The organism is Bradyrhizobium sp. USDA 4461 (assembly GCF_054055655.1).
Map to the genome: position 1 here is coordinate 4,948,545 of NZ_JBSRXM010000001.1, position 24,232 is coordinate 4,972,776.

Here is a 24,232-nt window from a genome sequence, read left to right on the forward strand (position 1 = left end):
CGGGCGGGAAGGCGCTCGACTCGGCCGGATGGAACCCGGGGCCTGTTGCTAAAATGCTAACGGGTTCGCGGCAAAGTACTCAGAGCGTTGATCAAAATACACTCCAGGCTGAACTCATTTACCGTTTGTTTACCAGGAAGCCCGAAGGTTAACGCTGGCGGCGCATGTAGCGCTTGGCTGCCGGGGCGTGAGCTGTCGCGGATTACCGCTTCGAGGATCGCAACCAGGGAACAGGGGGCCACTCTAATCCCACCGGTCTAGCCGAGACGTGATGTGTGCCGGGACCCGCGGGGTTTGCGGGCACAACACGTGACGAGTTCGTGCAATGGATGGTGCAGGACGCCTCACCCGATCGCTGCGATCGCTGGGGCCCCAAGCTGACCTGAGAGCAGCCGCTATTGGAGCGGCGGTGCTGCTGCGCGAGTATGTCGGCGCCCATCTGGCGCGTCGCCGCCGCCGTCCCGCCAAGCAGCCGCAGCTGATCGATCGCGAGCCGCCGAATCGCTACATCCTGATGGTCGAACGCTATCTGCCGCGCCGCATCGGCCTGGTCGCGACGCTTGCGCTTCTGTTCGGCAGCCTCGGCTTCGGCATCGTCAAGGGCGGCCATGTCGAGGAGTTCACCACCGCGCTCAGCGACACCCGCAACGCGCTGGCCAATTCCGCGGGCTTCCGCATCACGACCGTCGGCATCAACGGCCGCAAGCAGCTGAGCCAGGACGAGGTGCTTGCGATCGGCGGCGTCAACGGCCGTTCCTCGCTGCTGTTCCTCGACGCCGATACCGTGCGCGCCAAGCTGAAGGCCAATCCCTGGATCGCGGACGCCACGATCCTCAAGCTCTATCCGGGCCGGCTGCAGATCGACATCGTCGAGCGCACCGCCTTCGCGCTGTGGCAGCAGAACGGCCGCCTGTCGGTGATCGCCTCCGACGGCGCGGTGCTGGAGCCTTACGTCACGCGCCGCTTCCTCAATCTGCCGCTGGTCGTGGGCAAGGGCGCCGACACCCGCGCGCAGGACTTCCTGGCGCTGCTCGACCGTTATCCGCAGGTGCGTTCGGTGACCAAGGCCGCGATCTTCGTCGGTGAGCGGCGCTGGAGCCTGCGTCTGAAGGACGGCCTCGACATCCGCCTGCCCGAGAACGATGTCGGCAATGCGCTCGCCGCACTCTCCAAGCTCGACAAGGACGAGAAGCTGTTCTCGCGCGACATTGTCGCCGTCGACATGCGGCTGCCCGATCGGCTGATCGTGCAATTGTCCGAGGAAGCCGGCAAGGCGCGCGACGAACTGTTCAAGGACAAGAAGTCCAAGAAGAAGGCCGGTGACAGCGCATGACCGGCCTCGACCGCAATTTGACCCCGAAGACCCGTCCGATGCAGAAGCGCACCGCGATGGTGGCTTCGCTCGACGTCGGCTCCAGCAAGATCGCCTGCATGATCGCGCGGCTCAAGCCGTCGCCGCCGAACGAGGCGCTGCGCGGCCGCACCCATGCGGTCGAATTGATCGGCTACAGCCAAATCCAGTCGCGCGGCGTCAAGGCCGGCGCCGTGGTCGACCTCGCCGAATGCGAGAAGGCGGTGCGCCATGCCGTGGCGCTGGCCGAGCGCATGGCCAAGGTCCGTGTCGAATCCGTCCTGCTGTCGGTCTCAGGCGGCCGGCAGCATGGCCAGCTGGTTGAGGCCGCGGCCGATATCCGCGGCGGCTCGGTGACCTCGGACGATATCAGCCGCGTCACCTCGGCCGGCATGCGGCATGCCGCCGGCGCCGGCCGCACCGTGCTGCACGCGCTGCCGGTCGGCTACGCGCTCGACGGCGTCAAGGGCATCCGCGATCCCCGGGGCATGGTGGCGCGCCAGTTCGGCGTCGACATGAACGTGGTGACGTCGGATGCCACGGTCGCCAAGAACCTGATGCTGGTGGTCGAGCGCTGCCATCTCAACGTCGAGGCCATGGCCTCGAGCCCCTATGTCGCAGGCCTCTCGGTGCTGACCGACGACGAAGCCGATCTCGGCGCAGCCGTTGTCGAGATGGGCGCGGGCTCGACCACGATCGCAACCTATTCCGGCGGCCGCCTCGTACATGCATCCGGATTTGCGCTCGGCGGGCAACACATCACGATGGATCTTGCGCGCGGCATCGGCGCGTGCATTGCGGACGCCGAGCGAATCAAGACTTTATACGGCACAGTGCTGACCGGCGGATCGGACTCGCGTGAGCTGATGTCCGTCCCTACTGCAGGCGACGATCGGGAGACACCGCAAATCGTGTCCCGCGCCACGATTGCGAACATTGTCCGGCATCGCGCCGAGGAGATTTTTGAAATGATCCGTGACCGGCTCGCGGATTCTCCCTTTGCGGCTGAGCCGAGGGCGCGCGTCGTGCTGAGCGGCGGTGCGTCGCAGCTCACCGGCACGGTCGAGCTCGCCACCCGCATTCTGAACCGTCAGGTCCGCATCGGCCGCCCGCTCGGCTTCGGCCGGCTGCCGAACGAGGCGAAGGGCGCCTCGTTCTCGGTGCCGACGGGCCTGCTGGTCTACCCGCAATACGCTCATCTTGAACATGTCGAACCGCGGCGCACGCGGCAGCTCCGGACAGGGACAGACGGTTACTTCGGAAAGGTCGGACGATGGCTTCGCGAGGGCTTCTGATGACCGCACCCCGGCTCATTGCATTTTCACCAGCTCCTGCGGCCAGCGGCCGGGGCGAACCAACGCGCGCATAATCGAGAGAGGCAACCATGGCACTCAATCTGACACCCCCTGACATCAGCGAGCTGAAACCGCGGATCACCGTCTTCGGCGTCGGCGGCGCGGGTGGTAATGCCGTCAACAACATGATCACCGCCGGGTTGCAGGGCGTCGACTTCGTCGTCGCCAACACCGACGCGCAGGCGCTGACGATGTCGAAGGCGCAGCGCATCATCCAGATGGGCACCCAGGTCACCCAGGGTCTCGGCGCCGGCTCGCAGCCCGATGTCGGCGCTGCGGCCGCGCAGGAAGTCATGGACGAGCTGCGCGATCACCTCACCGGCGCCAACATGGTGTTCGTCACCGCCGGCATGGGCGGCGGCACCGGCACCGGCGCCGCGCCCGTGATCGCCAAGGCCGCCCGCGAGATGGGGATCCTCACCGTCGGCGTGGTGACGAAGCCGTTCCACTTCGAAGGCCAGCGCCGCATGCGCACCGCCGAGCACGGCATTTCCGAGCTCCACAAGGTGGTCGACACGCTGCTGATCATCCCAAACCAGAACCTGTTCCGGGTCGCCAACGAGAAGACCACCTTTGCCGACGCGTTCGCGATGGCCGACCAGGTGCTGTACTCGGGCGTCGCCTGCATCACCGACCTGATGGTCAAGGAAGGCTTGATCAACCTCGACTTCGCCGACGTCCGCGCCGTGATGCGCGAGATGGGCAAGGCGATGATGGGCACCGGCGAGGCCACCGGGGAGAAGCGCGCGCTGACCGCAGCCGAAGCTGCGATCGCCAACCCGCTGATCGACGACTCGTCGATGAAGGGCGCCCGCGGCCTCCTGATCTCGATCACCGGCGGCAAGGACCTGACCCTGTTCGAGGTCGACGAAGCCGCGACCCGCATCCGCGAGGAGGTCGATGCCGACGCCAACATCATCGTCGGCGCCACCTTCGACGAATCGCTCGACGGCATCATTCGCGTCTCGGTGGTCGCAACCGGTATCGAGCAGGCCGCGATCGCCTCGCGTGCCCAGGCTCCCGCGCAGCAGTCGGGCGGTTCGCCCGAGAGCCGGCTGGCCGACCTGACCGCCCGCCTGCGCGCCGACAATCAGCGCATGGCCGAGCGGGCCCAGAAGCTGGAGCCGCCGACCGGCGTGACCGTTGCACCGATCGCAGCTCCTTCCGCAGCCCAGCAGCGCCCGGCCGTCGAGCGCGCCGCGCTGGCGGCGATCGCCGCGGCGGTTGCCCCGGATAGCGCACCCCAGGCTCCGATGCAGCCGGCGTCCTACGGTGATGTCACGGTGCGGCCGATTGCCCAGAAGCCCTCGTTGTTCCCGGACCACGAGGCGGCCAAGGCCGAGCAGCACGAGCAGATGCCGCCCGAGACCTTCATCCCGCAGGCAGCCGAGCGGTCGCCGGTGCGGGCCCCGCGAATGCCGAAATTCGAGGACCTGCCGATGCCGGCGCAGGCGGAAATCCGCCAGGCCAGCGGTGACGGCGAGGCGGAACACCCGCAGAAGACCCGGCTGTCGCTGCTGCAGCGGCTGGCCAATGTCGGCCTCGGCCGCCGCGACGAAGAAACCGAACCGCCGATCGCGGCCCGTGCCTCCGGTCCGGCGATGCCTGCGATGCCGGCGCTGCCCGAGCGCAAGCCGGCCCGCAGCGTCGCCCAGCAGATCTCGGCGAACGAATCGCCGGTATCGGAATATGCAAAGCGGCCCGCGCCGCAGGGGTTGGACGCACATGGCCGCCAGGCGCCTGTTGCCCCGGCGCCACAGGGTGACGACCATCTTGATATCCCGGCCTTCCTGCGCCGGCAGGCCAACTGAAGTTTGTTACAATCTTGGCGACAAAGAAGGCCTCGGCGGGGAACTGCCGGGGCCTTTTCCTTGTGGCGGGCAGGCGGTTCGGCTCGATAAACAAGCAACTGATTTTAAATGATTAATTATTCTTTGGATGATTGGATGGCGGCTCTCCGCCGGCCGTTTCCGCTGCGGCAATTTGGTTAAGCGCGGGCACGAATGCGGCAGAGATGGGGTAACAATCGGTAAACAAGCGTGAGTTGGCGCGGTTTAGGGCAATCACTATGGTCTGCCGGGACTTGGGGAGCTCAAGCGAGTCGGCCTTGGGGAAGTTTGGCCACTTGTATTGAGTGAAGTCGGGTAGTGGGCATTTTCGAATGAAGTTCAGCCGTCAAACAACGCTTCGGTCGCAAGCCACCGTGACTGGCGTGGGCGTTCATTCCGGTCTTCCTGTTAGTCTCACGCTGGGCCCTGCACCTGTTGATGCAGGTTTTATTTTTGTCCGCACCGGTCTTGACGGTACCGACCGCGAAGTGACCGCCACCGCCGACGCTGTGATCGCAACCGAGTTTGCGACGGTGCTCGGTGACCGCGAAGGGCCGCTGGTCTCGACCGCTGAGCATGTGCTTGCGGCGCTGCGCGGCATGGGCGTCGACAACGCCACCATCGAAATCGACGGGTCGGAAGTTCCGATCATGGACGGCAGTGCTGCCGCGTTTGTCGCAGCCATCGATCAGGCCGGCATCGTGACCCAGCCGGCGGTCCGCCGCTTCATCCAGGTGCTCAAACCGGTGCAGGTCAAGATCGGCGATGCGATGGGCGAACTGCGTCCGTTCGCCGGCGGCTTCCGCGCCGAAGTCGAGATCGATTTTACCAACAAGGTGATCGGCCGCCAGACCTATTCCTTCGATCTGTCGCCGGAAAGCTTCCGCCGCGAGGTCGCGCGTGCCCGCACCTTCGGCTGCATGAGCGACGTGGCACGGCTGTGGGGCGCGGGCTTCGCGCTCGGCGCCTCCTTCGACAACACCGTGGTGTTCGACGAGGCCCGCCTGCTCAATGCCGAGGGCCTGCGCTACGCCGACGAGTGCGCCCGCCACAAGGTGCTCGACGTGATCGGCGATCTGGCGCTGGCCGGCTTGCCGCTGCTCGGCAGCTACCGTTCGGTCCGGGGCGGCCACAAGCTGAACAACGCGGTGCTGAAGGCGCTGCTCGCCGACCGCAGCGCCTGGCGGGTGGTCGAATCGGAGACTGCGCGGCGGCCGGTCCGCGGCCATGTCGAGGCCGGTGCAGGCACCGTGGGTGGCCTCGTTGCCCCGGCCTACGGCCCGGACGTGTCCTGATCGCCCAGATCCTGATCGCCCAGCCGGTCGAGCCCAATTTCCGTAATAACCCCAGCAGGCTGTGTGCTTTGTCAGGCCGCCTTATTCCCGGCGGATTGGCTCCCTATTCGGTTGGTCCACGGTCATTTTTCGGTTAAACAGGCCTGCGGTTGCCTGATGCGGCACCAACGGCGCGAGAGATATTGCATCCATGACCGCGGTTCATGGGTGGAGTGGGGTCGCCGTTAACCGCATCACAGGCGTCAGGTTTTACAATTCATGTCGGCAATGCGTATGGCGCTCGAACCACGCTCCTCTTCTGACGTCTCCGGCCTGACCAAGGCCGCGCGCGCGCTGCGTTTCGCGGCGGGCCTGATCGTGCTGGCACTGCCGCTCTCAGGCTGCGGCACCGGCGCGCTGTGGGACAAGTTCATGGCCAAGGACGACACGTTCGTCGATGAGCCCGCGGACAAGCTCTACAATGAGGGCTTGTACATGATGAACGAGAAGAAGGACCTGAAGGCCGCCTCAAAGAAGTTCGAGGAAGTCGACCGTCAGCACCCCTATTCGGACTGGGCGCGCAAGTCGCTGTTGATGTCGGCCTATTCGTATTACCAGGCCGGCGACTATGACAGCTGCATCGGCTCCGCGACCCGCTACGTCACGCTGCATCCCGGCAGCCCGGACGCGTCCTACGCCCAGTATCTGATCGCGGCGTCGCATTTCGACCAGATCCCGGACATCTCGCGCGACCAGAGCCGCACCGAGAAGGCGATCGCCGCGCTCGAAGAAGTGGTGCGCAAATATCCGACCTCGGAATACGCCACCCAGGCCAAGAACAAGATCCAGGCCGCGCGCGACCAGCTCGCCGGCAAGGAGATGGCGGTCGGGCGCTACTATATCGAGAAGCGCGACTTCACCGCCGCGATCAACCGCTTCAAGACCGTGGTCACGCAGTACCAGACCACGCGCCATGTCGAAGAGGCGCTGTACCGGCTCACCGAGGCCTATATGGCGATCGGCATCGTCGGCGAGGCGCAGACCGCAGCCGCCGTGCTCGGCCACAATTTTCCGGACAGCCGCTGGTACAAGGACGCCTATAATCTAGTAAAGTCCGGCGGTCTCGAGCCGAGCGAGAATCAGGGATCCTGGATCAGCAGGACCTTCAAGAAGATAGGTCTCGGCTAGGAATTGTCCTCGCATGCTGGCCCGTCTGTCGATCCGTGACATCGTCCTGATCGAACGGCTTGATATCGAATTTTCCCGTGGTCTGGCGGTGCTGACCGGCGAAACCGGCGCCGGCAAATCCATCCTGCTCGATGCCTTTGCGCTGGCGCTCGGCGGCCGCGGCGATGCCGGCCTGGTTCGGCATGGCGCCGAGCAGGGGCAGGTCACCGCCACGTTTGACGTCCCGAAGGGCCACCCGGCGGCGAAAATCCTGGCCGAGAACGGCCTCGACGACACCGGTGAGATGATCCTGCGCCGCGTGCAGCTCGGCGACGGCCGCACCCGCGCCTTCATCAACGATCAGGCGATCAGCGTGCAGACCCTGAAGGCGGTCGGCGCGGTTCTGGTCGAGATCCACGGCCAGCACGACGAGCGCGCGCTGGTCGACGCCTCCACCCATCGCCAGCTGCTCGACGCCTTCGCCGGCCATGAGAAGGACGTCACGGCGCTGGAAGCGCTCTGGGATGTCAGGCGGACCGCCGCTACCGCGCTTGACGAGCATCGCGCCGGCATGGAGCGCGCGGCGCGCGAGGCCGACTATCTGCGCCACGCCTCGCAGGAGCTGAAGACGCTGGCGCCGAAGGAGGGCGAGGAGACCGAGCTCGCCAACCGCCGCACCACCATGATGCAGGGCGAGAAGGTCGCGACCGATCTGCGCGAGGCGCAGGAAGCGATCGGCGGCCCGCATTCGCCGGTGTCGGCGCTGTCGGCCGCAGTGCGGCGGCTGGAGCGTCGTGCCGCCAATGCGCCGGCGCTGATCGAGCCGGCGGTGAAGGCGATCGATATCGCGATCAACGCGCTGGAGGAGGCCGACCAGCATCTCCACGCCGCGCTGGCGGCGACCGATTTCGATCCGGCCGAACTCGAGCGCATCGAGGAGCGGCTGTTCGCGCTGCGCGCCGCCTCGCGCAAATATTCGACGCCGGTCGATTTGCTGGCGGCGCTGGCTGCGCAATACGCTGGTGACGTCGCGCTGATCGATGCCGGAGCCGACCAGCTCAAGAGGCTGGAAGCGGCCGCCGCGGAGGCCGACAAGCGCTACGCGGCTGCGGCCGCGAAACTGTCGGCGTCGCGGAGCAAGGCGGCCGAGACACTCAACAAGGCCGTCAATGCCGAGCTCGCGCCGCTCAAGCTCGAACGCGCCAAGTTCATGACCCAGGTCGAGAGCAATGCGGCGGCGCCGGGGCCGCAAGGCATCGACCGCGTCGAGTTCTGGGTGCAGACCAATCCGGGCACCAAGCCGGGACCGATGATGAAGGTCGCCTCCGGCGGCGAGCTGTCGCGCTTCCTGCTGGCGCTGAAGGTGGTGCTCGCCGATCGCGGCTCGGCGCCGACTTTGGTGTTCGACGAAATCGATACCGGCGTCGGCGGCGCGGTAGCAGACGCGATCGGATCGCGGCTGGCACGCCTTGCCGGCAAGGTGCAGGTGATGGCGGTGACGCATGCGCCGCAGGTCGCGGCTCGCGCCAGCCAGCATCTTTTGATCTCCAAGGATGCGCTCGACAAGGGCAAGCGCGTCGCCACCCGCGTCAACGCGCTCGCCGCCGACCATCGCCGCGAAGAGATCGCGCGCATGCTGGCCGGCGCCGAGATCACCGCGGAGGCGAGGGCCGCCGCGGAACGACTGCTCAGGGCGGCGAGTTAGTCGCCGATGGCCGCCAAAGCGAAGAAGGCACCGGTCGACGTCGACAAACTCACCAAGGCCCAGGCCAAGGTCGAGTTGATGCGGCTTGCGCTCGAGCTCGAAGGCCACGACAAGCGCTACTATCAGGACGACGCGCCCAGCGTCACCGACGCCGAATACGACGCGCTGCGGCAGCGTTACAATGCGATCGAGAAGCGTTTCCCCGAATTCGTCACCGCGGAATCGCCGTCGCGGAAGGTCGGCGCCGCGCCGTCGGGACGCTTCAAGAAGGTCCGCCATTCACTGCCGATGCTGTCGCTCGACAACGCGTTTGCCGAAGCCGACGTGGTCGACTTCGTCGGACGCATTGCGCGTTTCCTGAAGCTGCCGGACGACAAGATCGATTTTTCGGCCGAGCCGAAGATCGACGGGCTGTCAATGTCGCTGCGCTACGAGGGCGGCGAGCTCGTCACCGCGGCGACCCGCGGCGACGGCGCCGAGGGTGAGGACGTCACCGCCAACATCCGCACGCTAGAGGATGTGCCCGAGAGGCTCAAGGGCCGCAACGTGCCCGAGATCTGCGAGGTGCGCGGCGAGGTCTACATGACCAAGAAGGCGTTCCTCGCGCTCAACGAGCGGCAGAAAGCCGCCGGCGACACCGTCTTCGCCAATCCGCGCAACTCGGCGGCCGGTTCGCTGCGGCAGAAGGATCCGGGCATCACCGCTTCGCGACCGCTCGGCTTCTTCGCCTATGCCTGGGGCGAGATGAGCGCGATGCCGGAGGAGACCCAGACCGGCATGATCCACTGGTTCGAGCGCTGCGGCTTCAAGACCAATCCGCTGACCAGACTGTGTCACTCGGTCGAGGAGTTGATCGCCTTCCATCGCGAGATCGAGGAGCAGCGCGCCGAGCTCGACTACGACATCGACGGCGTCGTCTACAAGGTCGATCGCATCGACTGGCAGGAGCGGCTCGGCTTCGTGTCGCGCACGCCGCGCTGGGCGATCGCGCACAAATTCCCGGCCGAGCGCGCCATGACCGTGCTGCGCGACATCGAGATCCAGGTCGGACGCACCGGCTCGTTCACGCCGGTCGGCAAGCTCGAGCCGGTCGGCGTCGGCGGCGTGATCGTGCAGAACGTCACGCTGCACAATGAGGACTACATCAAGGGCATCGGCAACAAGGGCGAGGTGCTGCGCGAGGGGCGCGACATCAGGATCGGCGACACCGTGGTGATCCAGCGCGCCGGCGACGTGATCCCGCAGGTCGTCGACGTCGTGCTCGACAAGCGGCCGAAGAGCGCCAAGGAATTCCATTTTCCGAAGAAGTGCCCATGCCCGCTGCACACCGACGTGGTGCGCGAGGAGACCGCGACCGGCGAGGAGGGCTCGCGGCTGCGTTGCAGCGGCGAGTTCGCCTGTCCGTTCCAGAAGGTCGAGCATCTCATCCTGTTCGTGTCGCGCCGCGCCTTCGACATCGACGGCCTCGGCGTGAAGCAGCTGCAATATTTCTTCGACGAAGGCTGGGTCAAGGAACCCGCCGACATCTTCACGCTGCCGAAACGCAACGCGAAGCTGAAGCTCGAGGGGATCGAGGGCTACGGCGAGACCTCGGTGCGCAATCTGTTCGCCGCGATCGACAGCCGGCGCCGGATCGGGCTGGAGCGCTTCATCTATGCGCTCGGCATGCGCCATGTCGGCGAGACCACCGCGCTGGCGCTGGCGCGCGGCTACGGCTCGTGGGAGGCGTTCCACGAGGCCTGCCTCAAGGTCGCCAAGGGCGACGAGGACGCCATCGCCGAGATGGATGCGCTCGACCAGATCGGCGACACCGTGATCAAGAGCATCGCGGATTATTTCGGCGAGAGCCACAATCGCGGCATCGTCGAGCGGCTGACCGGGGAGCTCGACGAGATCATCGATGCCGAGAAGCCGAAGAGCAATTCGGCGGTCGCCGGCAAGACCGTGGTGTTCACCGGCTCGTTGGAAAAGATGACGCGGGACGAGGCCAAGGCAACCGCCGAGCGGCTGGGCGCCAAGGCGGCCGGTTCGGTCTCGAAGAAGACCGACTATGTCGTCGCGGGGCCGGGCGCCGGCTCGAAGCTCGCCGAAGCCCAGAAGCACGGCGTCCAGGTGCTGACCGAAGACGAGTGGCTGAAGCTGATCGGGGAGTGAGGGGCGCAGCATCGCGCCACATTCTCCACTGTCGTCCTCCGCGAAAGCGGGGGACCCAGTATTCCAGAGACAGTCATTTTTGGTCGATAGGTCGCGGCGTACCGGATCCCCCGCCTGCTGTTTAGACCGGACAGATCACTGACAGGTGTTCGGAGACATAGCTGACACGTCAAAATTGGCTGGATTGGTCGATTCGGGGGCGGTGCACGCCTCACATCATCCCCTGCTCATCCTCCTCGGCCTGCGCGATCAGTTCCTCGCTCACCACCACGTTCCGCCGCGGCACGATGAAGATCATGGTGCAGACGCAGGCGATCGAGATCGCTGTGATCGCCGATGTCAGCGGCAGCGTGGTGGTGGAGTGGCCGCCGAGATAGGCGCCGAACTGCGAGATCAGCGAGCCGATGCCCTGCTGCAGGAAGCCCATGGCGCCGGAGGCAGTGCCGGCGGCCTCGGGACGGATGCTGATGGCGCCGGCCGCGGAATTGGCCATCACGAAGGCATTGGCGATCATCACGATCATCTGGGTGCCGAACAGCCAGAGCGGGGCCTGGTTTGCTCCAGTGAAGCTCCAGAGCAGGTTCAGCAGGCTGCCGCCGAGCTGCAACGCGAGGCCGAACCAGATCAGTCGCTCCAGCGAGTGCCGCGGCGCGAACCGCACGCACAGCAAATTGCCGACGAAGTAGCCGAACCCGGTCATCGCGAACCACGCGCCATACTCGGCGCTGCTGCGGCCCATCTGGGTGACCACGATGTAGGGGCCGCCGCCGGCGAAGGCGAAGATGATCTGCGACGCCAGCACCTGGCACAGGAGATAGCCGACGAAGGCGCGGCTGTGCAGCAGCTTGCCGAGGTCGCCGCGAAAGCTCGAACTGTCGGCGCGGTCGCGGCGGGTCTCGGGCAGCGCCAGCGCGATGAAGACCGCGACGGCCAGCGACGCCGCGGTGATGAAATAGAGGATCGCGCGCCAGCCGAACGTGGTCTCCAGCAGGCCGCCGGTCAGCGGGCTCACCATCTGCGCGATCATCAGCGCGGCGACGACGAGGCTGATCATGGCGCCGACCCGCTCGCGCGGATAGAGATCGCGGATGATGGCGCGGCTGATCACCATGCCGCTGGCGCCGCCGAGCGCCTGGAAGAACCGCGCCGCGATCAGCTGCGGCAGGGTCTCGGCGAACACGGAACCGATGCCGGCCACCACCATCAGGCCGAGGCCCGCAAGCAGCACCGGCCGGCGGCCGAACTTGTCGGACAGCGGTCCCATGATCAGCTGCGACAGCGCGATGCCGACCATGTAGAGCGACACCGTCATCTGCGCGATCGAGATGTCACGGCCGAACGTGGTCGCGAGCACCGGCAGTGCCGGGACCAGCATGTAGAGCGAGATCGGCGCGATGCCCGTCATCACGACGAGCATCAGCAGCATGACCTTCGATGTCGCGATGTTGTCTTGAGTGTTGCCTTTGGCCGCGCCGGGCGGCTTGCCCATCACGCCGTGCATTCAGGTCCGTTTCCGCATTGTGGAACCACTTTAGCGTGCCCGTTTGCGCGGAATACGGGAGTTTCGGCATACGCCCATGCGATTTCGGGACACGCGGCGGCGATGTTTCGTCTCGCGCAATTAGGCCGCTGTGCCCGCAAACTCCGCTGTCGTCCTCCGCGCAAGCGGGGGACCCAGTATTCCAGAGGCAGGTGTTCTTGAGCCGACGGGCCGCGGCGTACTGGATCCCCCGCTTGCCGCCTTCGCTAAAGCTTCGGCGGGCGCAGCTCCTTCACCCCGGCGAAGCCTTGGCGAAGACGGGTCGCGGGAATGACACCGAACGTGAGGAGAGGGTGAACGTAAACGCGACGCCGCTACGTCAGCGCCGCCGTCGCCTCGTCGAGCCACAGCTTCGTGGCGTTGTCGTCGAGATGCGGGCGCACCGTGCGGGCGACCCGGGCGTGGTAGTCGTTGAGCCAGGCCAGCTCGCTTGGGCTCAGCATGCCGACCTCGATCAGGCGGCGATCGATCGGCGCGAGGGTCAGCGTCTCGAAGGCGTTGACCGGCTTCTCGGCGCCGGCGATGTCGGTGCCGATCACGAGCTCGAGGTTCTCGATCCGGATGCCGTAGGCGTCGGTCTTGTAGTAGCCGGGCTCGTTCGACAGGATCATGCCCCGCTTCAGCGGCGTGGTACCGAGCTTGGAGATCCGCGCCGGCCCTTCATGGACGCTGAGATAGCTGCCGACGCCGTGGCCGGTGCCGTGCTCGAAATCGATCCCGGCCTGCCAGAGATATTGCCGCGCCAGCGTGTCGAGCTGGGCGCCGGTGGTGCCGTCGGGGAAGACCGCGCGGGCGATCGCGATATGGCCGCGCAGCACCCGGGTGAAGCGATCGCGCATCTCGTCGGTCGGCTGGCCGATCGCGATGGTGCGGGTGACGTCGGTGGTGCCGTCCTGATATTGCGCACCGGAATCGATCAGCAAGAGATCGCCGGGCGCGATGCGGCGGTTGCTCTTGCGCGTCACGCGGTAATGCACGATGGCGCCGTTCGGCCCGGTGCCGGCGATGGTCGGGAACGAGACATCCTTCAGCGCGCCGGTCTGGCGGCGGAAGGTCTCCAGCGCCTCGACGGTGTCGATCTCGGTGAGGTGGCCGGAGGGCGCCTCGCGATCGATCCAGGCGAGGAAGCGGGTCAGCGCCACCGCGTCGCGCTGATGTGCGGTGCGCGTGCCCTCGATCTCGGTGATGTTCTTGACTGCCTTGAGCAGACTGACCGGATCATTGCCGCGCACCGGCTTGCCGCCGGCGCCCGCGATCAGGCGGCTGAGAGCGTCGGCCGCGGTCGCGCTGTCGAGCGCGATCGAGGCGCCGCGCTTGGCAAGCTCGGTGAGCTTTGGCGCCAGCGCCGCCGGCTCCTCGACATCGGCGGATTGTTCGAGATGGTCGCGGGTCGCGTTGGACAGCTTGCGGTGATCGATGAACACCAGCGGCCGGCCGTCCTTCGGCACCAGCGCGTAGGACAGCGGCAGCGGCGTATGCGAGACGTCGGCGCCGCGGATGTTGAAGGTCCAGGCCACCGCATGGCTGTCGGACAGCACCAGCGCATCGACGCCGAGCTTGGTGATTTCGAGCCGGATGCGCTTGAGCTTCTCGGCCTCGATTTCGCCGGAGAACTGCGTGCCGTGGATCGAAACCGGGCCGAGCGGCGGTGCCGGCCGCTCGTGCCAGATCGTATCGACCGGGTTGCCGTCGACGGCAACCAGCTCGGCGCCGGCCTTGGTGCAGGCCGCCGCCAGCCGTTCGGCTGCCGCAGAAGTGTGCAGCCACGGGTCAAATCCTAGGCGGTCGCCCGCCGCCAGGTGCCGGGTCAACCAGTGCTCCGGCGGCGGCTCGACCAGCGGCTCGACCTGCCAGGCCTTCCGGTCGACCTGCTTGCCGGCCTGCAGCGTATAGCGGCCGTCGACGAACAGGGCCGCGTCCTTGGCGAGCACGATCGCGATCCCGGCCGATCCGGTGAAGCCGGTCAGCCAGGCGAGCCGCTCCTCGGACGCCGCAACATATTCATTCTGCTGCTGGTCGGCGCGCGGAACCACAAATCCCGTCAGCTTGCGCCGTGCCAGTTCCTCGCGCAGCGCGCTCAAGCGTGCGGCCAGCGCCACGCCGCCTTCGGGCTCTTCGAACGTCTGGAAATGGGCTTCGAACATCGCTGTCGCACTCTTTTCGGGTCGAGCATGAGCTTCGCGCAGACGCGGCCAAGCTGACCACATTTTTGGCATAACTTCTGCTTGAAACATGGCATAGTAGAACTGACCGGACGATGTCCACTGCATCTCCCGGGTCAAGCGTACGGGGAGTGTCCAGGAGTGTCTCAACTCAACGGTGAGGAGATGCACGATGCCTGCATTCACGTTTGAGAAGATCTCGCCGCCGATCCCGCGCGGCCCGATCGCGCCGGTCGAACAGAAGCCGCGTGGCGTCATCGTCCAGATGCTGGACCGCTTTGTCGAGGCGCGTGCCCGGCGTGCCGCCAGTCAGGACAAGGTCGAGACGGCCGGCCGCGAGTCCACCGCACCCAAATAACCAGCCCGCAGATCGCGTCTACCGCTTGAGGACCGACGCCTTCACCACGGTCGCATTGACGACCCTTGTGCCGTCGAGTTCGCGCACGATCCGCTCGTCGGGCCCGACGGTCCCGAGATCGAATTCGCGCTCAGGCGTCAGCAGCGTCATGCGGTGACCGACGATGACGACGACGGTCATGTCGCGGGGCTCGCCGGAGATCGCCCATTGCATGAGCTGGTTGCGAAACGGCTCCCGACGCCAGGCGTCGGGGAAGCCCGGGTCGCACCGGACCTCGAGGCCGTCGTCGGATGTGGTCAGCACGAGCTTCGATCTGGAGGGCTTCCAGTGCTCCTCGAGCAACTCGTTGACCAGCCAGACGCAGCCGAACGCGCGGCATTCCGCCGGCCGGTCCAGATAGACCCGGCAGCCGCGCCCCGGCTTGCAATGTGGGCACCAAGCGTTGGCGGGCTTCGCCAGTTCGTCGATCGCCATCACCTTGCAGCAGAGCGTGCAGTCGCCGCACTGTCTGCCGGCGGCGGCCATTCACCTCACCGAGCGCAGCAGCAGGCTGCTCCAGCCCTCGATCTTGAGATGCCGCAGCGGCACCAGCCCGCGGGCGCGATAGGCGGCGATCACAGCCGGTGCCTGGTGGGTCAAGAGGCCGGAGAGGATGACCTGCGCCGATGATGCAAGCTGCCGCGCCATCGGCCCGGCCAGCTGCCGCAGCGGATTGGCGAGGATGTTGGCGAGCACGAGATCGAACGGTCCGTCCTCGGCAAACCGCGGCGACGCAAAGCCGGTGGCGCGGATCGCGTCGACCAGATGGCCGGCGCCGTTCAGCCGGGCATTCTCCTCCGCCACCCGCACCGAGGGCGGGTCGATGTCGCTGGCCAGCACCTTGCCGTGCAGCGCCTTGGCCGCGGCGATCCCCAGCACGCCGGTCCCGGTGCCGAGATCGAGCACCCGGCGAGGCTGATACGCTTTCAGCACGTGGTCGAGCAGCAGCAGGCAGCCGCGGGTGGTGCCGTGATGGCCGGTGCCGAAGGCGAGCGCCGCCTCGATCTCGATCCCGAGCTTGTTGGGCGGTATTCTGTGACGGTCGTGCTGGCCGTGGACGACGAAGCGGCCGGCGGCGACCGGGACAAGGTCCTCCAGGCTGGCCTTGACCCAGTCCTTGGCCTCCACGGTATCAAATACCAAAGTCGATGCGACATCCTGCCGCGTCACCTGGCCGACCAGCTCGCGCAGCAAGGTTTGGTCCGGCGGCTCGGCAAAATGGACCGTGACGTCCCAGCGACCGTCCGGCCGCTCGAAGGCCGCAAAAGCCGCCTGATCCTCGAAGAACAGCTCGGAAAGTGCGTCCACCACGCGCTTTGCGGTCGCTTCGTCAGGAAGGGTGATGCTGGCGCGATGCGTGGCTGGGGTCATCGCAGGCCCGTAGCGCGGATTTTGTTAAAATTTCAAGCACGATTCAGTCGAATATCGCAAGAATTGAGAGGTTCCCGGTTTAGACAACTTTAGATTTCACCGTAGTAGTACTGGCCCCGGAACAGGAACCTCCTGTTCCAAGCATCACAACTCAAGGGCAGGGCTGCTATGAGGGCTTTTTTCGTTAGGTTTTTGCAGGATGAATCCGGCGCGACCGCCATCGAATATGGACTGATCGCAACAGGCATCGCGATCGCCATCATCGCTGCGGTGAACGGCGTCGGCTCGTCGCTGAGCGGGACCTTCAATTCGATCAGCGGTTCGCTGAAGTAAGTTTCGTCGACGGCGTTCTCAAGGCAAGCACCGGGCAACGACGCCCGGTGTTTTTCTTTTTGCCGGTTGTCCACCGAGCCTTGCGCAGCTCGTCAACAGGGCATCACGCACGTTATCCGCGAGGTTGTTGGCCACTTCTGCACAGCCGGTCCACCACGGTGTCCTCTGGTTCTCCCGTCGGGGCACAGCATATCTGTCCATTGCGAACCCACAGCTTCGCAACAGGCCTGTCCACAGCTTGCCGCGCCGGGAGCGCGGCGCGTCGTTATGCGAACAGCGCGCGATGGTCGGCCAGGACCGCGCGCGCGGCGTTGTGGCCGGGGGCGCCCGTGACGCCGCCGCCGGGATGGGCGCCGGACCCGCAATGGTAGAGACCGCGGAGCGGGCCGCGGTAATCGGCATGGCCGAGCATCGGCCGCGCCGAGAACAGCTGGTTCAGCGTCAGCGCGCCATGGAAGATGTCGCCGCCGAGCAGGCCGAACTGCCGCTCGAGATCGAGCGGCGACAGGATCTGGCGGCCGATCACGCTGCCGGCGAAGCCCGGCGCGTAGCCGTCGACGGTTGCGATCATCAGGTCGGCCACCTCGTCGCGATAATCGTCCCATGATTTGCCGTCGGGCAGTTGCGGCGCCACATGCTGGCAGAACAGGCTCGCGACGTGCCGGCCCTGCGGGCTCAGGCTGTCGTCGAGCGTCGAGGGGATCAGCATCTCGACCACGGGTGCACGGCTCCAGCCGAATTCGCGCGCGTCGCGCCAGGCGCGATCCATGTAGCCGAGACTCGGCGCGATGATGATTCCGGCGGTGAGGTGATCGCCGGGACCGGGCAGCGCGGTGAACGAGGGCAGGGCATCAAGCGCCACGTTCATCCGGAACGTGCCGGAGCCGTTCTGCCATCGCGAGATGCGGCCGCGGAACTCGTCCGCCAGCGCAGCTTCGGGCACCAGGCGGGTGTATAGTAGCTTCGGATTGACGTTGGAGACGACGTATTTGGCGCGGATCGCCTCGCCATTGTCGAGGATAACCCCCAGCGCGCGATCCTTCTCGACGATCACCTCGCGGACACCGGCATCGGTTGCGATCTCGACGCCATGGCTGCGCGCGGCGCGCGCCATCGCCTGGGTGATCGCGCCCATGCCGCCGAGCGCGTGGCCCCAGACGCCTTTCTTGCCGTTCACCTCGCCGAACGCGTGGTGCAGCATCACATAGGCCGAGCCGGCCGCGTAGGGGCTGGCGTAGTTGCCGACGATGGCGTCGAAGCCGAACAGCGCCTTGACGAGGTCGTGCTCGAAACGCTCGTCGAGCATGTCGCCGGCCGAGCGCGTGAACAGGTCGAGCAGATTGCGCTGCTGCTCCAGCGTCAGCCGCCGCAGGATGTTGGCGGTGCCAAGCGCGTTGAAGGCCTCGCTCAGCGCGCCCAAGCCAAAACCCTCGACGAGGTTCGGCGGCGCGCGCAGCACGAATTGGCGCAGCACATCGGCGATGGCTTCGAGTTCCCCCGAGAACACGCCGATGGCGGCCGCGTCACGCGCGCTGAGTTTCGCGACCGATTGCTGGGTGCGGCCTTCGCCGGTCAGCAAATAGCTGCCATCGGGTGCGGGAAGGAAGTTCTGGGCGCGGCGCTCGACGATCCTGAGACCGTGATCGGCAAGTTTCAGGTCAGAAATGATTTGCGGATTGAGCAGGCTCACCGTGTAGGCGGCGACCGAATTGCGGAAGCCTGGATAGAACTCTTCAGTTACGGCGGCGCCGCCGACCACCTTGCGGCGTTCCACGACCTTCACCCGCAGCCCGGCCATCGCAAGATAGGCCGCGCAGGTGAGGCCGTTATGCCCCGCACCGATGATGACGACGTCTGTCTCGTTCATGTCCGCTTCAAGAAGGAGTGATTAGAGCATGATCCGGAAAAGTGGAAACCGGTTTTCCGAAAGGATCATGCTCAAGAAGAGATCCAGCGTGCTGTGGCGCCGCAGCGCCGCGTCGTCAAGTCCACGTGACCGCGGTTTCTTGTCCGTGATACTGCCATATGCTCAATTCAAGTCCTCCGGTGCGGTGCCGCCGGACCGTCCGCCTCCGGCGCCCGCCGGGTCCATGCCGGAGCCTTCATGACGTCTGAGCCGTCCGCCTCGCGAAACCGGCTGGTGCTGGTTGTCTACACCACCGCGATCTTCGTCTCAGCCCTGCTGCTGTTCTCGGTGCAGCCGCTGTTCACCAAGATGGTGCTGCCGCGGCTCGGCGGCTCGCCGGCGGTGTGGTCGGTGGCGATGGTGTTCTTCCAGTCGCTGCTGCTCGGCGGCTATGCCTATGCGCATCTCCTGATGAAGCTGAACAGCCGCATCGTGCCGATCGCAGTGCATCTGGTGCTGCTCGTCATCGCCTTGCTGACCTTGCCGCTGTCGATCAGGAGCGGCTGGGGCGAGCCGCCGAGTTCGGGCTACGCGCTCTGGCTGCTCGGCCTGTTCGCGGTCTCGATTGGGCTGCCGTTCTTCGCGCTCGCCGCCAACAATCCGCTGCTGCAGGCCTGGTTCGTGCGCACCGGTCATCCCAACGGCCCCGACCCGTATTTCCTCTACGCGTCTTCCAACATCGGCAGCTTCCTCGCGCTGTTGTCCTATCCGGTGCTGCTCGAGCCGATGTTCACGCTGCGCACCCAGAACCTGATCTGGACCGGCGGCTATGGCCTGCTGATCCTCCTGATCGCAGGTTGCGGCGTGCTGCTGTTGCGGTCGCCGGCCAATGCCGCCGCGCTCAACATGCCCCTTGATGATGCCGATGCGCCGGCGCCGTCCTGGGGTTCGCGCGCGCGTTGGATCTTCCTGGCCGCGGTGCCGTCCGGCCTCTTGATCGCGGTGACGGCGCATATCTCGACCGACGTCGCGGCGGCGCCGCTGCTGTGGGTGTTGCCGCTGTCGCAGTATTTGTTGACCTGGGTGCTGGTGTTCCAGTCGCGGCCGCTGCTGCCGCACAAAGGGATGTTGCTGGCGCAGCCGCTGGCGATTGCCGGCGTCGTGATCCTGCTCGCGGTCGGCGGCGAGCAGAACCTGCTGCTGACGCTCGGCGGTCATCAGCTCTGCTTCTTCATCATCGCGATGGCCTGTCACGGCGAACTCGCGCGCACCCGTCCGGCCGCGAAATATCTCACCGGCTTCTATGTCGCGCTGTCGTTCGGCGGCATGGTCGGCGGCCTGTTCGCCGGGCTGATTGCGCCCTTTACCTTCTCATGGGTCGCCGAATATCCGATCCTGCTGGCGCTCGCGGCGCTGTGCCGTCCCGGCAGCGCCGAGCGGCTGCCGCGCTGGGCCGCCTGGTACTGGCCGTTCCTTGCGGTGCTGGCGGTTGGGCTGATCGCGCCGAGCTATTCGGCCGGCGACATCTTCAACTGGTTCGACGACCACCGGGTCTGGGTGATCTCTGCGGTCGGCGTGCTCTCGGCGCTGCTCGCGCTCGCGCTCAACGCCAATCGCTGGAAGATCTTCGCCACCGTCGTCGTCGCGCTCCTAGTGCTGCGTGCCTATCCGTCCGACGACGGCCGCGTCGACACCGTGCGCAGCTTCTTCGGCGTGCACAAGATCGTGGTGACGCCGAACGGGCAGTATCACGTGCTGATGCACGGCACCACGATCCACGGCGCCGAGAAGTTCAAGAACGACGACGGCACGCCGGTCACCGGCAGGCCCGAACCGATCAGCTACTACCACAAGGACGGCGGCATCGGACGGGCGATATCAGCGATCCGGGAGCGCAAGGGCGCGCCGCTGAAGGTCGCGGTGATCGGGCTCGGCTCGGGCACGCTGACCTGTGCGTCGCAGCCCGGCGAGGACTGGCGCTTCTTCGAGATCGACCAGTCGATGGTCGATACCGCGCGGGACCCGAAATACTTCACCTACATCCAGAACTGCGAGCCGAACCTGAAGCCGGTGATCGGCGACGCGCGGCTGACCTTCGCCAAGGAGCCGGACGGCGTCTACGATCTCATCATCGTCGACGCCTATTCGTCGGACGCGATCCCGATCCATCTTGCGACCGAGGAGGCGATGGCGATCTACAAGCAGAAGCTGGCCCCGCAGGGCGCGGTGGTGATGCACGTCTCCAACCGACATCTCGAACTCGCCAGCGTCGTGGTCGGCATTGCCGACGCCAACGACATGAAGAGCTGGGTCTACAGCGAGGATTCCGGCCGCGACAACGAGTATATCTTCTCGACCTCGGTCGTGGTCTCCGCGCGCGAGGAGGCCGATGTCGGCAAACTCGCCTCGTCAGATTTGTGGACCGAGACCGAAGCCGACGAGAAGCAGCGGGTCTGGACCGACGACTACTCGAACGTGCTGGGCGCGGTCTACCGGCGCTTGCGCGACGGCGAGCAGTAGGCGCGAGCGACCTTGCCCTAGCGGTCCGCTGCCAGCAACCGGGCGATCTGGGGTTTGATGATTGCGGCAAACAGGCCGGGATCGTCGAATGCGCGTGCAGAGAGCATGGCGCCGTGGACCGATGCCATCAGCATGTGAGCCTCGTCTTGCGGCCGTTTGCCCAGCCGGAACACGCGTTGCTCTGCACCGGCCTGCAGCACCGATGTCAGCCAGCCCGCAAGGTGATGGAAGTGGCCGTGCACGCGCGTGGCGACCTCGTCCGGCAATATCGGCATCTCGCCGGCAAGCATCGCGCAGACGCAGAACGACAGAGAGGCGTCCTGAATGCACCCCTGCCAGAAGTTCACATAGGACTGCAACTGCTCGACAGGGTCGCCGGACTGCTCCTGAAGCGACCGCAGGCCCAGCTCCGTCTGCTGCCGGTAACGGTCGATCAGCGCCGAAACCAGTTCGGCCTTGGTCGGGAAGTGGTGGTGGATGCTCGCCTTCCGGATGCCGATCGCATCGGCGATGTCGGCATAGCTGAACCCGTTATAGCCCCCCGCGACGATGAGGGACTGCGCGACATCGAGGATCCGCTCTGAGGTCGAGATCATTGAGTTCATGCCGGCGCCTACCTTCCGGTAGGTAAGTTGTCAAGGCAGGACCAAACGCCCATTCGACACAAAAAGGTGTCCCGGCATGCGATTGACCCAAAGCACGCAGTTACCTACTAGTAGGTAGGTAAACATGGAGTCAATCGATGCAAAACCGACTTTCGGCCCAATCCAGCTGGCTGCAATCCTACTATTTCGGGCGCGCGATCTTCTCGATCGCCTGGGTTGCCGCCGCCGTTCTGTTCAGCGGGCAAGCGGGCCCGGCCGCGTTCCTGCTGGTGATCTATCCGGCATGGGACGCAACAGCCAATCTGGCTGATGCGCGGGTCAATGGCGGCTTGATCGCCAATCCATCTCAAGCGTTGAATGTCGTGGTCAGTGCAATCACGGCGCTCGCCGTGATCGCGGCGATCGGTCGCGATAGCTATGCCGTGTTGGCGGTGTTCGGGGTTTGGGCGATCCTGGCGGGTGTGCTGCAATTGGCCACCGGCGTCAGGCGCTGGCGCGAGTTCGGCGCGCAATGGGCGATGGTCCTGAGCGGTGCGCAGTCGGCCCTGGCCGGCGGCTACATGATCAGCCGATCGGTCGGCACGGTGGCGCCGACGATCCTCGACGTCGCTCCCTATGCCGGATTCGGCGCGTTCTATTTCCTGGTGTCGGCAATCTGGCTCGTCGCCACGGCTCGTCGCAGCGCGCGTGCATAATTGTGCGATAGCTATTTCTTCTCCGGCGGCGCTGCATTCGCTGAGGTGGGCGCCGCCGCTGCAATGAGCGGCATCGTCGGCGTGGTCTCGCCGGCATCCTCGTCGAGGAATTGCCCGACCCCGGCCTGGATCGACGACTTCGCGCTGTCGGGGCCGCGATCGCTGAGGTCGTTGTGATGGAATTCGGTCCGGACCACCTTGATGCCGAGCCGTGCGCAGGTTTCGTCGTCGGGCACGACGCCGGGATCGGCCTTGAACACCGGATCGCGGGAGCGGAACGAGAGGATCTTGATCCTGCCGTCGGTGATGAAGGGGACGCGCAGATTGTCCAGCGTCACGACTTTCTTGACGAGGTCGGGATGCTGCTTGGCGAAGAACATCGAGATGTCGCCGCCGTTGGAGTGGCCGATCAAGGTCAGCTGGCGATAGTTGGCATTCGGGTAGAGCTTCCTGAGCTCGTCGATCGCATACATGATGTTGAAGACGCCGCGATTGTACTGCATGCGGCGGCCGACATATTCCTCGCCGACCTTGGTGACCATCGGCGCATCGGTATCGAGATCGTGCTGAATGCTCACCACGAGGTAGCCGCGCGATGCGAACACATTGGTGAGGAAGGAGTACTCGGTGTTCTTCACGGTGTTGCCGTGGCTCAGGATCGCGACCGGCAGCTCGATCATCTCGGCCATCGCCTGCATTTGCCGGTCGCGCCGGACCGCGACCTCGACCGTGACGTTGCGGTCGTCGCGCAGCACGTCGTGGAACGTCAGCGTGGTGTGACTGATGGCCCATCTGTCCGTGGTGAAGTAGCCGGCCATCGCCATGATGCACAGGCAAAGGACAATGATGCCCCGTTTCATCTCGACCTCTGATCTTGCCCTAACTGACCCGCGCTTCCGGCCATCTCGTCCGGGCATTCCGCGTGAATCGGCCTTCAGAGGCCAGGCGGGCGCTTTTGCCGCCGAATATCGGGCCAATTTTACAATCAGATGACGGCGCGACGACCAGCCACGGCGCGCGCGGGCGCGGGCGCTTTGCAACGGTCACAAGCGGGTGAGGGGCGTGTGAACTGACGGCGCACGGCCTGGCGCCGCCAGCGGGCCAGTGTCTCAGTCCTGATAGTTGTTGCCGTAGGGGCCGCGCTCGTAATACGGCCGCGGCTGGTAATAGCCCTGCGGCGCCGGCGCATAGCCCTGATTGCCGTAGTATTGCTGCTGACCATAGGCCTGCGCGCCGTAGACGCGGCGGCTCGACGGCGGCGCCGGATAGCGCCGGTCAGTCGAGCTGCCGTCGGCTGGATAGATGTAGCCGTCGTCGACACGGGCCTGCGCCGGATATTCGCGCGGCTGCGGTGTCAGGACGACAGGGTCGCCGGCGGCGGCGGTGCCGTACTGTCCGTCAACTTGCTGCGGCGCGGAGCGAGCGACGGCGGTGCCATTACGCCCGCGCGGATTGCGCGCCAGCGCGACCTGGGACGAACCGGTCAGCGTCACCGTGGTGTTGAGCACGCCTTCCTTCTGGACCAGCGCGTAAAGCGTCGATGCGTTGTCGCGCGACAGCCGCACGCAGCCATGCGAGGCCGGAGTACCCAAGCGGTTCACCGAGTCGGTGCCGTGGATCGCGTGCCCGATCTTGGTGAAGAAGATCGAATGCGGCATCGGCGCGTCGTCGAATTCCTTGGAGTAGTGATCCTCTTCCATGCGGAAGGCGCGGAAGCTGCCGTTCGGCGTTTCGCGCGACGGGATGCCGGTCGACACCGGCCAGTGATAACGCGCCACGCCGTCGACCGCGACGGTCATCTGCTGATTGTCCTTGTCGATGGTGATATCGACCTTGGCCTGCGCGGCGCCGGCCGCAAGAAGCATCACGGACGTGAACGCAATGAGGAACGAACGCATTTACCTTTGGCCTCCAGGCCTGATCGCAAA

Annotated in this window: 19 protein-coding genes and 1 pseudogene; 12 read left to right on the top strand and 8 right to left on the bottom strand. The window is 65.9% G+C overall.

The features are described from left to right. Window positions 1–118: 118 nt before the first annotated feature. The 8 genes and pseudogenes from ACVINW_RS22810 to ligA form a co-directional block, all read left to right on the top strand. Window positions 119–386: pseudogene (locus tag ACVINW_RS22810) on the top strand (hypothetical protein); the annotation flags it as partial. Beyond that, entirely contained in the window at window positions 326–1,333 is a 1,008-nt protein-coding gene (locus tag ACVINW_RS22815; protein WP_456753364.1) for a cell division protein FtsQ/DivIB, read from the top strand. The pseudogene ACVINW_RS22810 and the gene ACVINW_RS22815, both read left to right, overlap by 61 nt. Next, window positions 1,330–2,646: a cell division protein FtsA gene (gene ftsA, locus ACVINW_RS22820; protein WP_456753365.1), complete on the top strand. Its 1,317-nt coding sequence runs from the start codon at window positions 1,330–1,332 to the stop codon at window positions 2,644–2,646. Before ACVINW_RS22815 ends, ftsA begins: the two co-directional genes overlap by 4 nt. 89 nt (window positions 2,647–2,735) lie before the next feature. Continuing rightward, the gene (gene ftsZ / locus ACVINW_RS22825) at window positions 2,736–4,517 is read left to right on the top strand and encodes a cell division protein FtsZ (RefSeq protein WP_456753366.1); all 1,782 of its coding nucleotides are present in this window, start codon (window positions 2,736–2,738) and stop codon (window positions 4,515–4,517) included. 350 nt (window positions 4,518–4,867) lie between these two features. Next, the gene (lpxC, locus tag ACVINW_RS22830; protein WP_456753367.1) at window positions 4,868–5,830 is read left to right on the top strand and encodes a UDP-3-O-acyl-N-acetylglucosamine deacetylase; all 963 of its coding nucleotides are present in this window, start codon (window positions 4,868–4,870) and stop codon (window positions 5,828–5,830) included. Between the two features lie 258 nt (window positions 5,831–6,088). Beyond that, window positions 6,089–6,997 (top strand): outer membrane protein assembly factor BamD, encoded by a 909-nt coding sequence (locus ACVINW_RS22835; protein ID WP_456753368.1) that lies wholly within the window; start codon window positions 6,089–6,091, stop codon window positions 6,995–6,997. Between the two features lie 13 nt (window positions 6,998–7,010). Further along, entirely contained in the window at window positions 7,011–8,681 is a 1,671-nt protein-coding gene (gene recN, locus ACVINW_RS22840) for a DNA repair protein RecN (protein ID WP_456753369.1), read from the top strand. A gap of 6 nt (window positions 8,682–8,687) precedes the next feature. Beyond that, window positions 8,688–10,835 (top strand): NAD-dependent DNA ligase LigA, encoded by a 2,148-nt coding sequence (gene ligA, locus ACVINW_RS22845; protein WP_456753370.1) that lies wholly within the window; start codon window positions 8,688–8,690, stop codon window positions 10,833–10,835. Between the two features lie 211 nt (window positions 10,836–11,046). Here the strand turns inward: ligA and ACVINW_RS22850 are convergent, their stop codons facing one another. Further along, window positions 11,047–12,336 carry a multidrug effflux MFS transporter gene (locus ACVINW_RS22850; RefSeq protein WP_456753371.1) on the bottom strand — a complete coding sequence of 430 codons (1,290 nt, stop codon included), beginning with the start codon at window positions 12,334–12,336 and terminating at the stop codon, window positions 11,047–11,049. 353 nt (window positions 12,337–12,689) lie between these two features. Next, window positions 12,690–14,519 (bottom strand): aminopeptidase P family protein, encoded by a 1,830-nt coding sequence (locus tag ACVINW_RS22855; RefSeq protein WP_456753372.1) that lies wholly within the window; start codon window positions 14,517–14,519, stop codon window positions 12,690–12,692. Window positions 14,520–14,709: 190 nt separating this feature from the next. Here ACVINW_RS22855 and ACVINW_RS22860 point away from each other — a divergent pair, with 190 nt between their 5' ends. Beyond that, entirely contained in the window at window positions 14,710–14,895 is a 186-nt protein-coding gene (locus ACVINW_RS22860) for a hypothetical protein (RefSeq protein WP_456753373.1), read from the top strand. A gap of 18 nt (window positions 14,896–14,913) precedes the next feature. On the opposite strand, the gene ACVINW_RS22865 is transcribed toward ACVINW_RS22860, so the two are convergent. Continuing rightward, the gene (locus ACVINW_RS22865) at window positions 14,914–15,420 is read right to left on the bottom strand and encodes a hypothetical protein (protein WP_456753374.1); all 507 of its coding nucleotides are present in this window, start codon (window positions 15,418–15,420) and stop codon (window positions 14,914–14,916) included. Then, window positions 15,421–16,305, bottom strand: a complete 885-nt coding sequence (locus tag ACVINW_RS22870; RefSeq protein ID WP_456753375.1) for a 50S ribosomal protein L11 methyltransferase — start codon at window positions 16,303–16,305, stop codon at window positions 15,421–15,423. It lies immediately after the preceding gene. A 168-nt stretch (window positions 16,306–16,473) separates the two neighbouring features. On the opposite strand from ACVINW_RS22870, the gene ACVINW_RS22875 reads away from it, so the two are divergent. Beyond that, complete coding sequence (locus ACVINW_RS22875; RefSeq protein ID WP_456753376.1) at window positions 16,474–16,638, top strand: Flp family type IVb pilin; 165 nt, start codon at window positions 16,474–16,476, stop codon at window positions 16,636–16,638. A gap of 265 nt (window positions 16,639–16,903) precedes the next feature. Here the strand turns inward: ACVINW_RS22875 and ACVINW_RS22880 are convergent, their stop codons facing one another. Next, entirely contained in the window at window positions 16,904–18,505 is a 1,602-nt protein-coding gene (locus tag ACVINW_RS22880; RefSeq protein WP_456753377.1) for a phytoene desaturase family protein, read from the bottom strand. Between the two features lie 237 nt (window positions 18,506–18,742). Here ACVINW_RS22880 and ACVINW_RS22885 point away from each other — a divergent pair, with 237 nt between their 5' ends. Then, complete coding sequence (locus tag ACVINW_RS22885; protein ID WP_456753378.1) at window positions 18,743–21,004, top strand: fused MFS/spermidine synthase; 2,262 nt, start codon at window positions 18,743–18,745, stop codon at window positions 21,002–21,004. Between the two features lie 17 nt (window positions 21,005–21,021). Here the strand turns inward: ACVINW_RS22885 and ACVINW_RS22890 are convergent, their stop codons facing one another. Continuing rightward, complete coding sequence (locus tag ACVINW_RS22890; RefSeq protein ID WP_456753379.1) at window positions 21,022–21,609, bottom strand: TetR/AcrR family transcriptional regulator; 588 nt, start codon at window positions 21,607–21,609, stop codon at window positions 21,022–21,024. Window positions 21,610–21,746: 137 nt separating this feature from the next. On the opposite strand from ACVINW_RS22890, the gene ACVINW_RS22895 reads away from it, so the two are divergent. Then, complete coding sequence (locus ACVINW_RS22895) at window positions 21,747–22,304, top strand: DUF308 domain-containing protein (RefSeq protein WP_456753380.1); 558 nt, start codon at window positions 21,747–21,749, stop codon at window positions 22,302–22,304. An 11-nt stretch (window positions 22,305–22,315) separates the two neighbouring features. On the opposite strand, the gene ACVINW_RS22900 is transcribed toward ACVINW_RS22895, so the two are convergent. Together ACVINW_RS22900 and ACVINW_RS22905 are read right to left on the bottom strand one after the other, a co-directional pair. Continuing rightward, window positions 22,316–23,164 (bottom strand): alpha/beta fold hydrolase, encoded by an 849-nt coding sequence (locus ACVINW_RS22900; RefSeq protein WP_456753381.1) that lies wholly within the window; start codon window positions 23,162–23,164, stop codon window positions 22,316–22,318. A gap of 249 nt (window positions 23,165–23,413) precedes the next feature. Beyond that, window positions 23,414–24,202, bottom strand: coding sequence for a L,D-transpeptidase (locus tag ACVINW_RS22905; RefSeq protein ID WP_456753382.1), 789 nt, complete (start codon window positions 24,200–24,202; stop codon window positions 23,414–23,416). Window positions 24,203–24,232: the final 30 nt, after the last annotated feature.

Coding starts and splice junctions, on each gene's coding strand:
- ACVINW_RS22850 (WP_456753371.1), bottom strand. CDS start 12,336: ATGCACGGCGTGATGGGCAAGCCGCCCGGCGCGGCCAAAGGCAACACT.
- ftsZ (WP_456753366.1), top strand. CDS start 2,736: ATGGCACTCAATCTGACACCCCCTGACATCAGCGAGCTGAAACCGCGG.
- ACVINW_RS22815 (WP_456753364.1), top strand. CDS start 326: ATGGATGGTGCAGGACGCCTCACCCGATCGCTGCGATCGCTGGGGCCC.
- lpxC (WP_456753367.1), top strand. CDS start 4,868: ATGAAGTTCAGCCGTCAAACAACGCTTCGGTCGCAAGCCACCGTGACT.
- ACVINW_RS22870 (WP_456753375.1), bottom strand. CDS start 16,305: ATGACCCCAGCCACGCATCGCGCCAGCATCACCCTTCCTGACGAAGCG.
- recN (WP_456753369.1), top strand. CDS start 7,011: ATGCTGGCCCGTCTGTCGATCCGTGACATCGTCCTGATCGAACGGCTT.
- ACVINW_RS22880 (WP_456753377.1), bottom strand. CDS start 18,505: ATGAACGAGACAGACGTCGTCATCATCGGTGCGGGGCATAACGGCCTC.
- ftsA (WP_456753365.1), top strand. CDS start 1,330: ATGACCGGCCTCGACCGCAATTTGACCCCGAAGACCCGTCCGATGCAG.
- ACVINW_RS22860 (WP_456753373.1), top strand. CDS start 14,710: ATGCCTGCATTCACGTTTGAGAAGATCTCGCCGCCGATCCCGCGCGGC.
- ligA (WP_456753370.1), top strand. CDS start 8,688: ATGGCCGCCAAAGCGAAGAAGGCACCGGTCGACGTCGACAAACTCACC.
- ACVINW_RS22895 (WP_456753380.1), top strand. CDS start 21,747: ATGCAAAACCGACTTTCGGCCCAATCCAGCTGGCTGCAATCCTACTAT.
- ACVINW_RS22875 (WP_456753376.1), top strand. CDS start 16,474: ATGAGGGCTTTTTTCGTTAGGTTTTTGCAGGATGAATCCGGCGCGACC.
- ACVINW_RS22835 (WP_456753368.1), top strand. CDS start 6,089: ATGTCGGCAATGCGTATGGCGCTCGAACCACGCTCCTCTTCTGACGTC.
- ACVINW_RS22890 (WP_456753379.1), bottom strand. CDS start 21,609: ATGAACTCAATGATCTCGACCTCAGAGCGGATCCTCGATGTCGCGCAG.
- ACVINW_RS22900 (WP_456753381.1), bottom strand. CDS start 23,164: ATGAAACGGGGCATCATTGTCCTTTGCCTGTGCATCATGGCGATGGCC.
- ACVINW_RS22855 (WP_456753372.1), bottom strand. CDS start 14,519: ATGTTCGAAGCCCATTTCCAGACGTTCGAAGAGCCCGAAGGCGGCGTG.
- ACVINW_RS22905 (WP_456753382.1), bottom strand. CDS start 24,202: ATGCGTTCGTTCCTCATTGCGTTCACGTCCGTGATGCTTCTTGCGGCC.
- ACVINW_RS22885 (WP_456753378.1), top strand. CDS start 18,743: ATGACGTCTGAGCCGTCCGCCTCGCGAAACCGGCTGGTGCTGGTTGTC.
- ACVINW_RS22865 (WP_456753374.1), bottom strand. CDS start 15,420: ATGGCCGCCGCCGGCAGACAGTGCGGCGACTGCACGCTCTGCTGCAAG.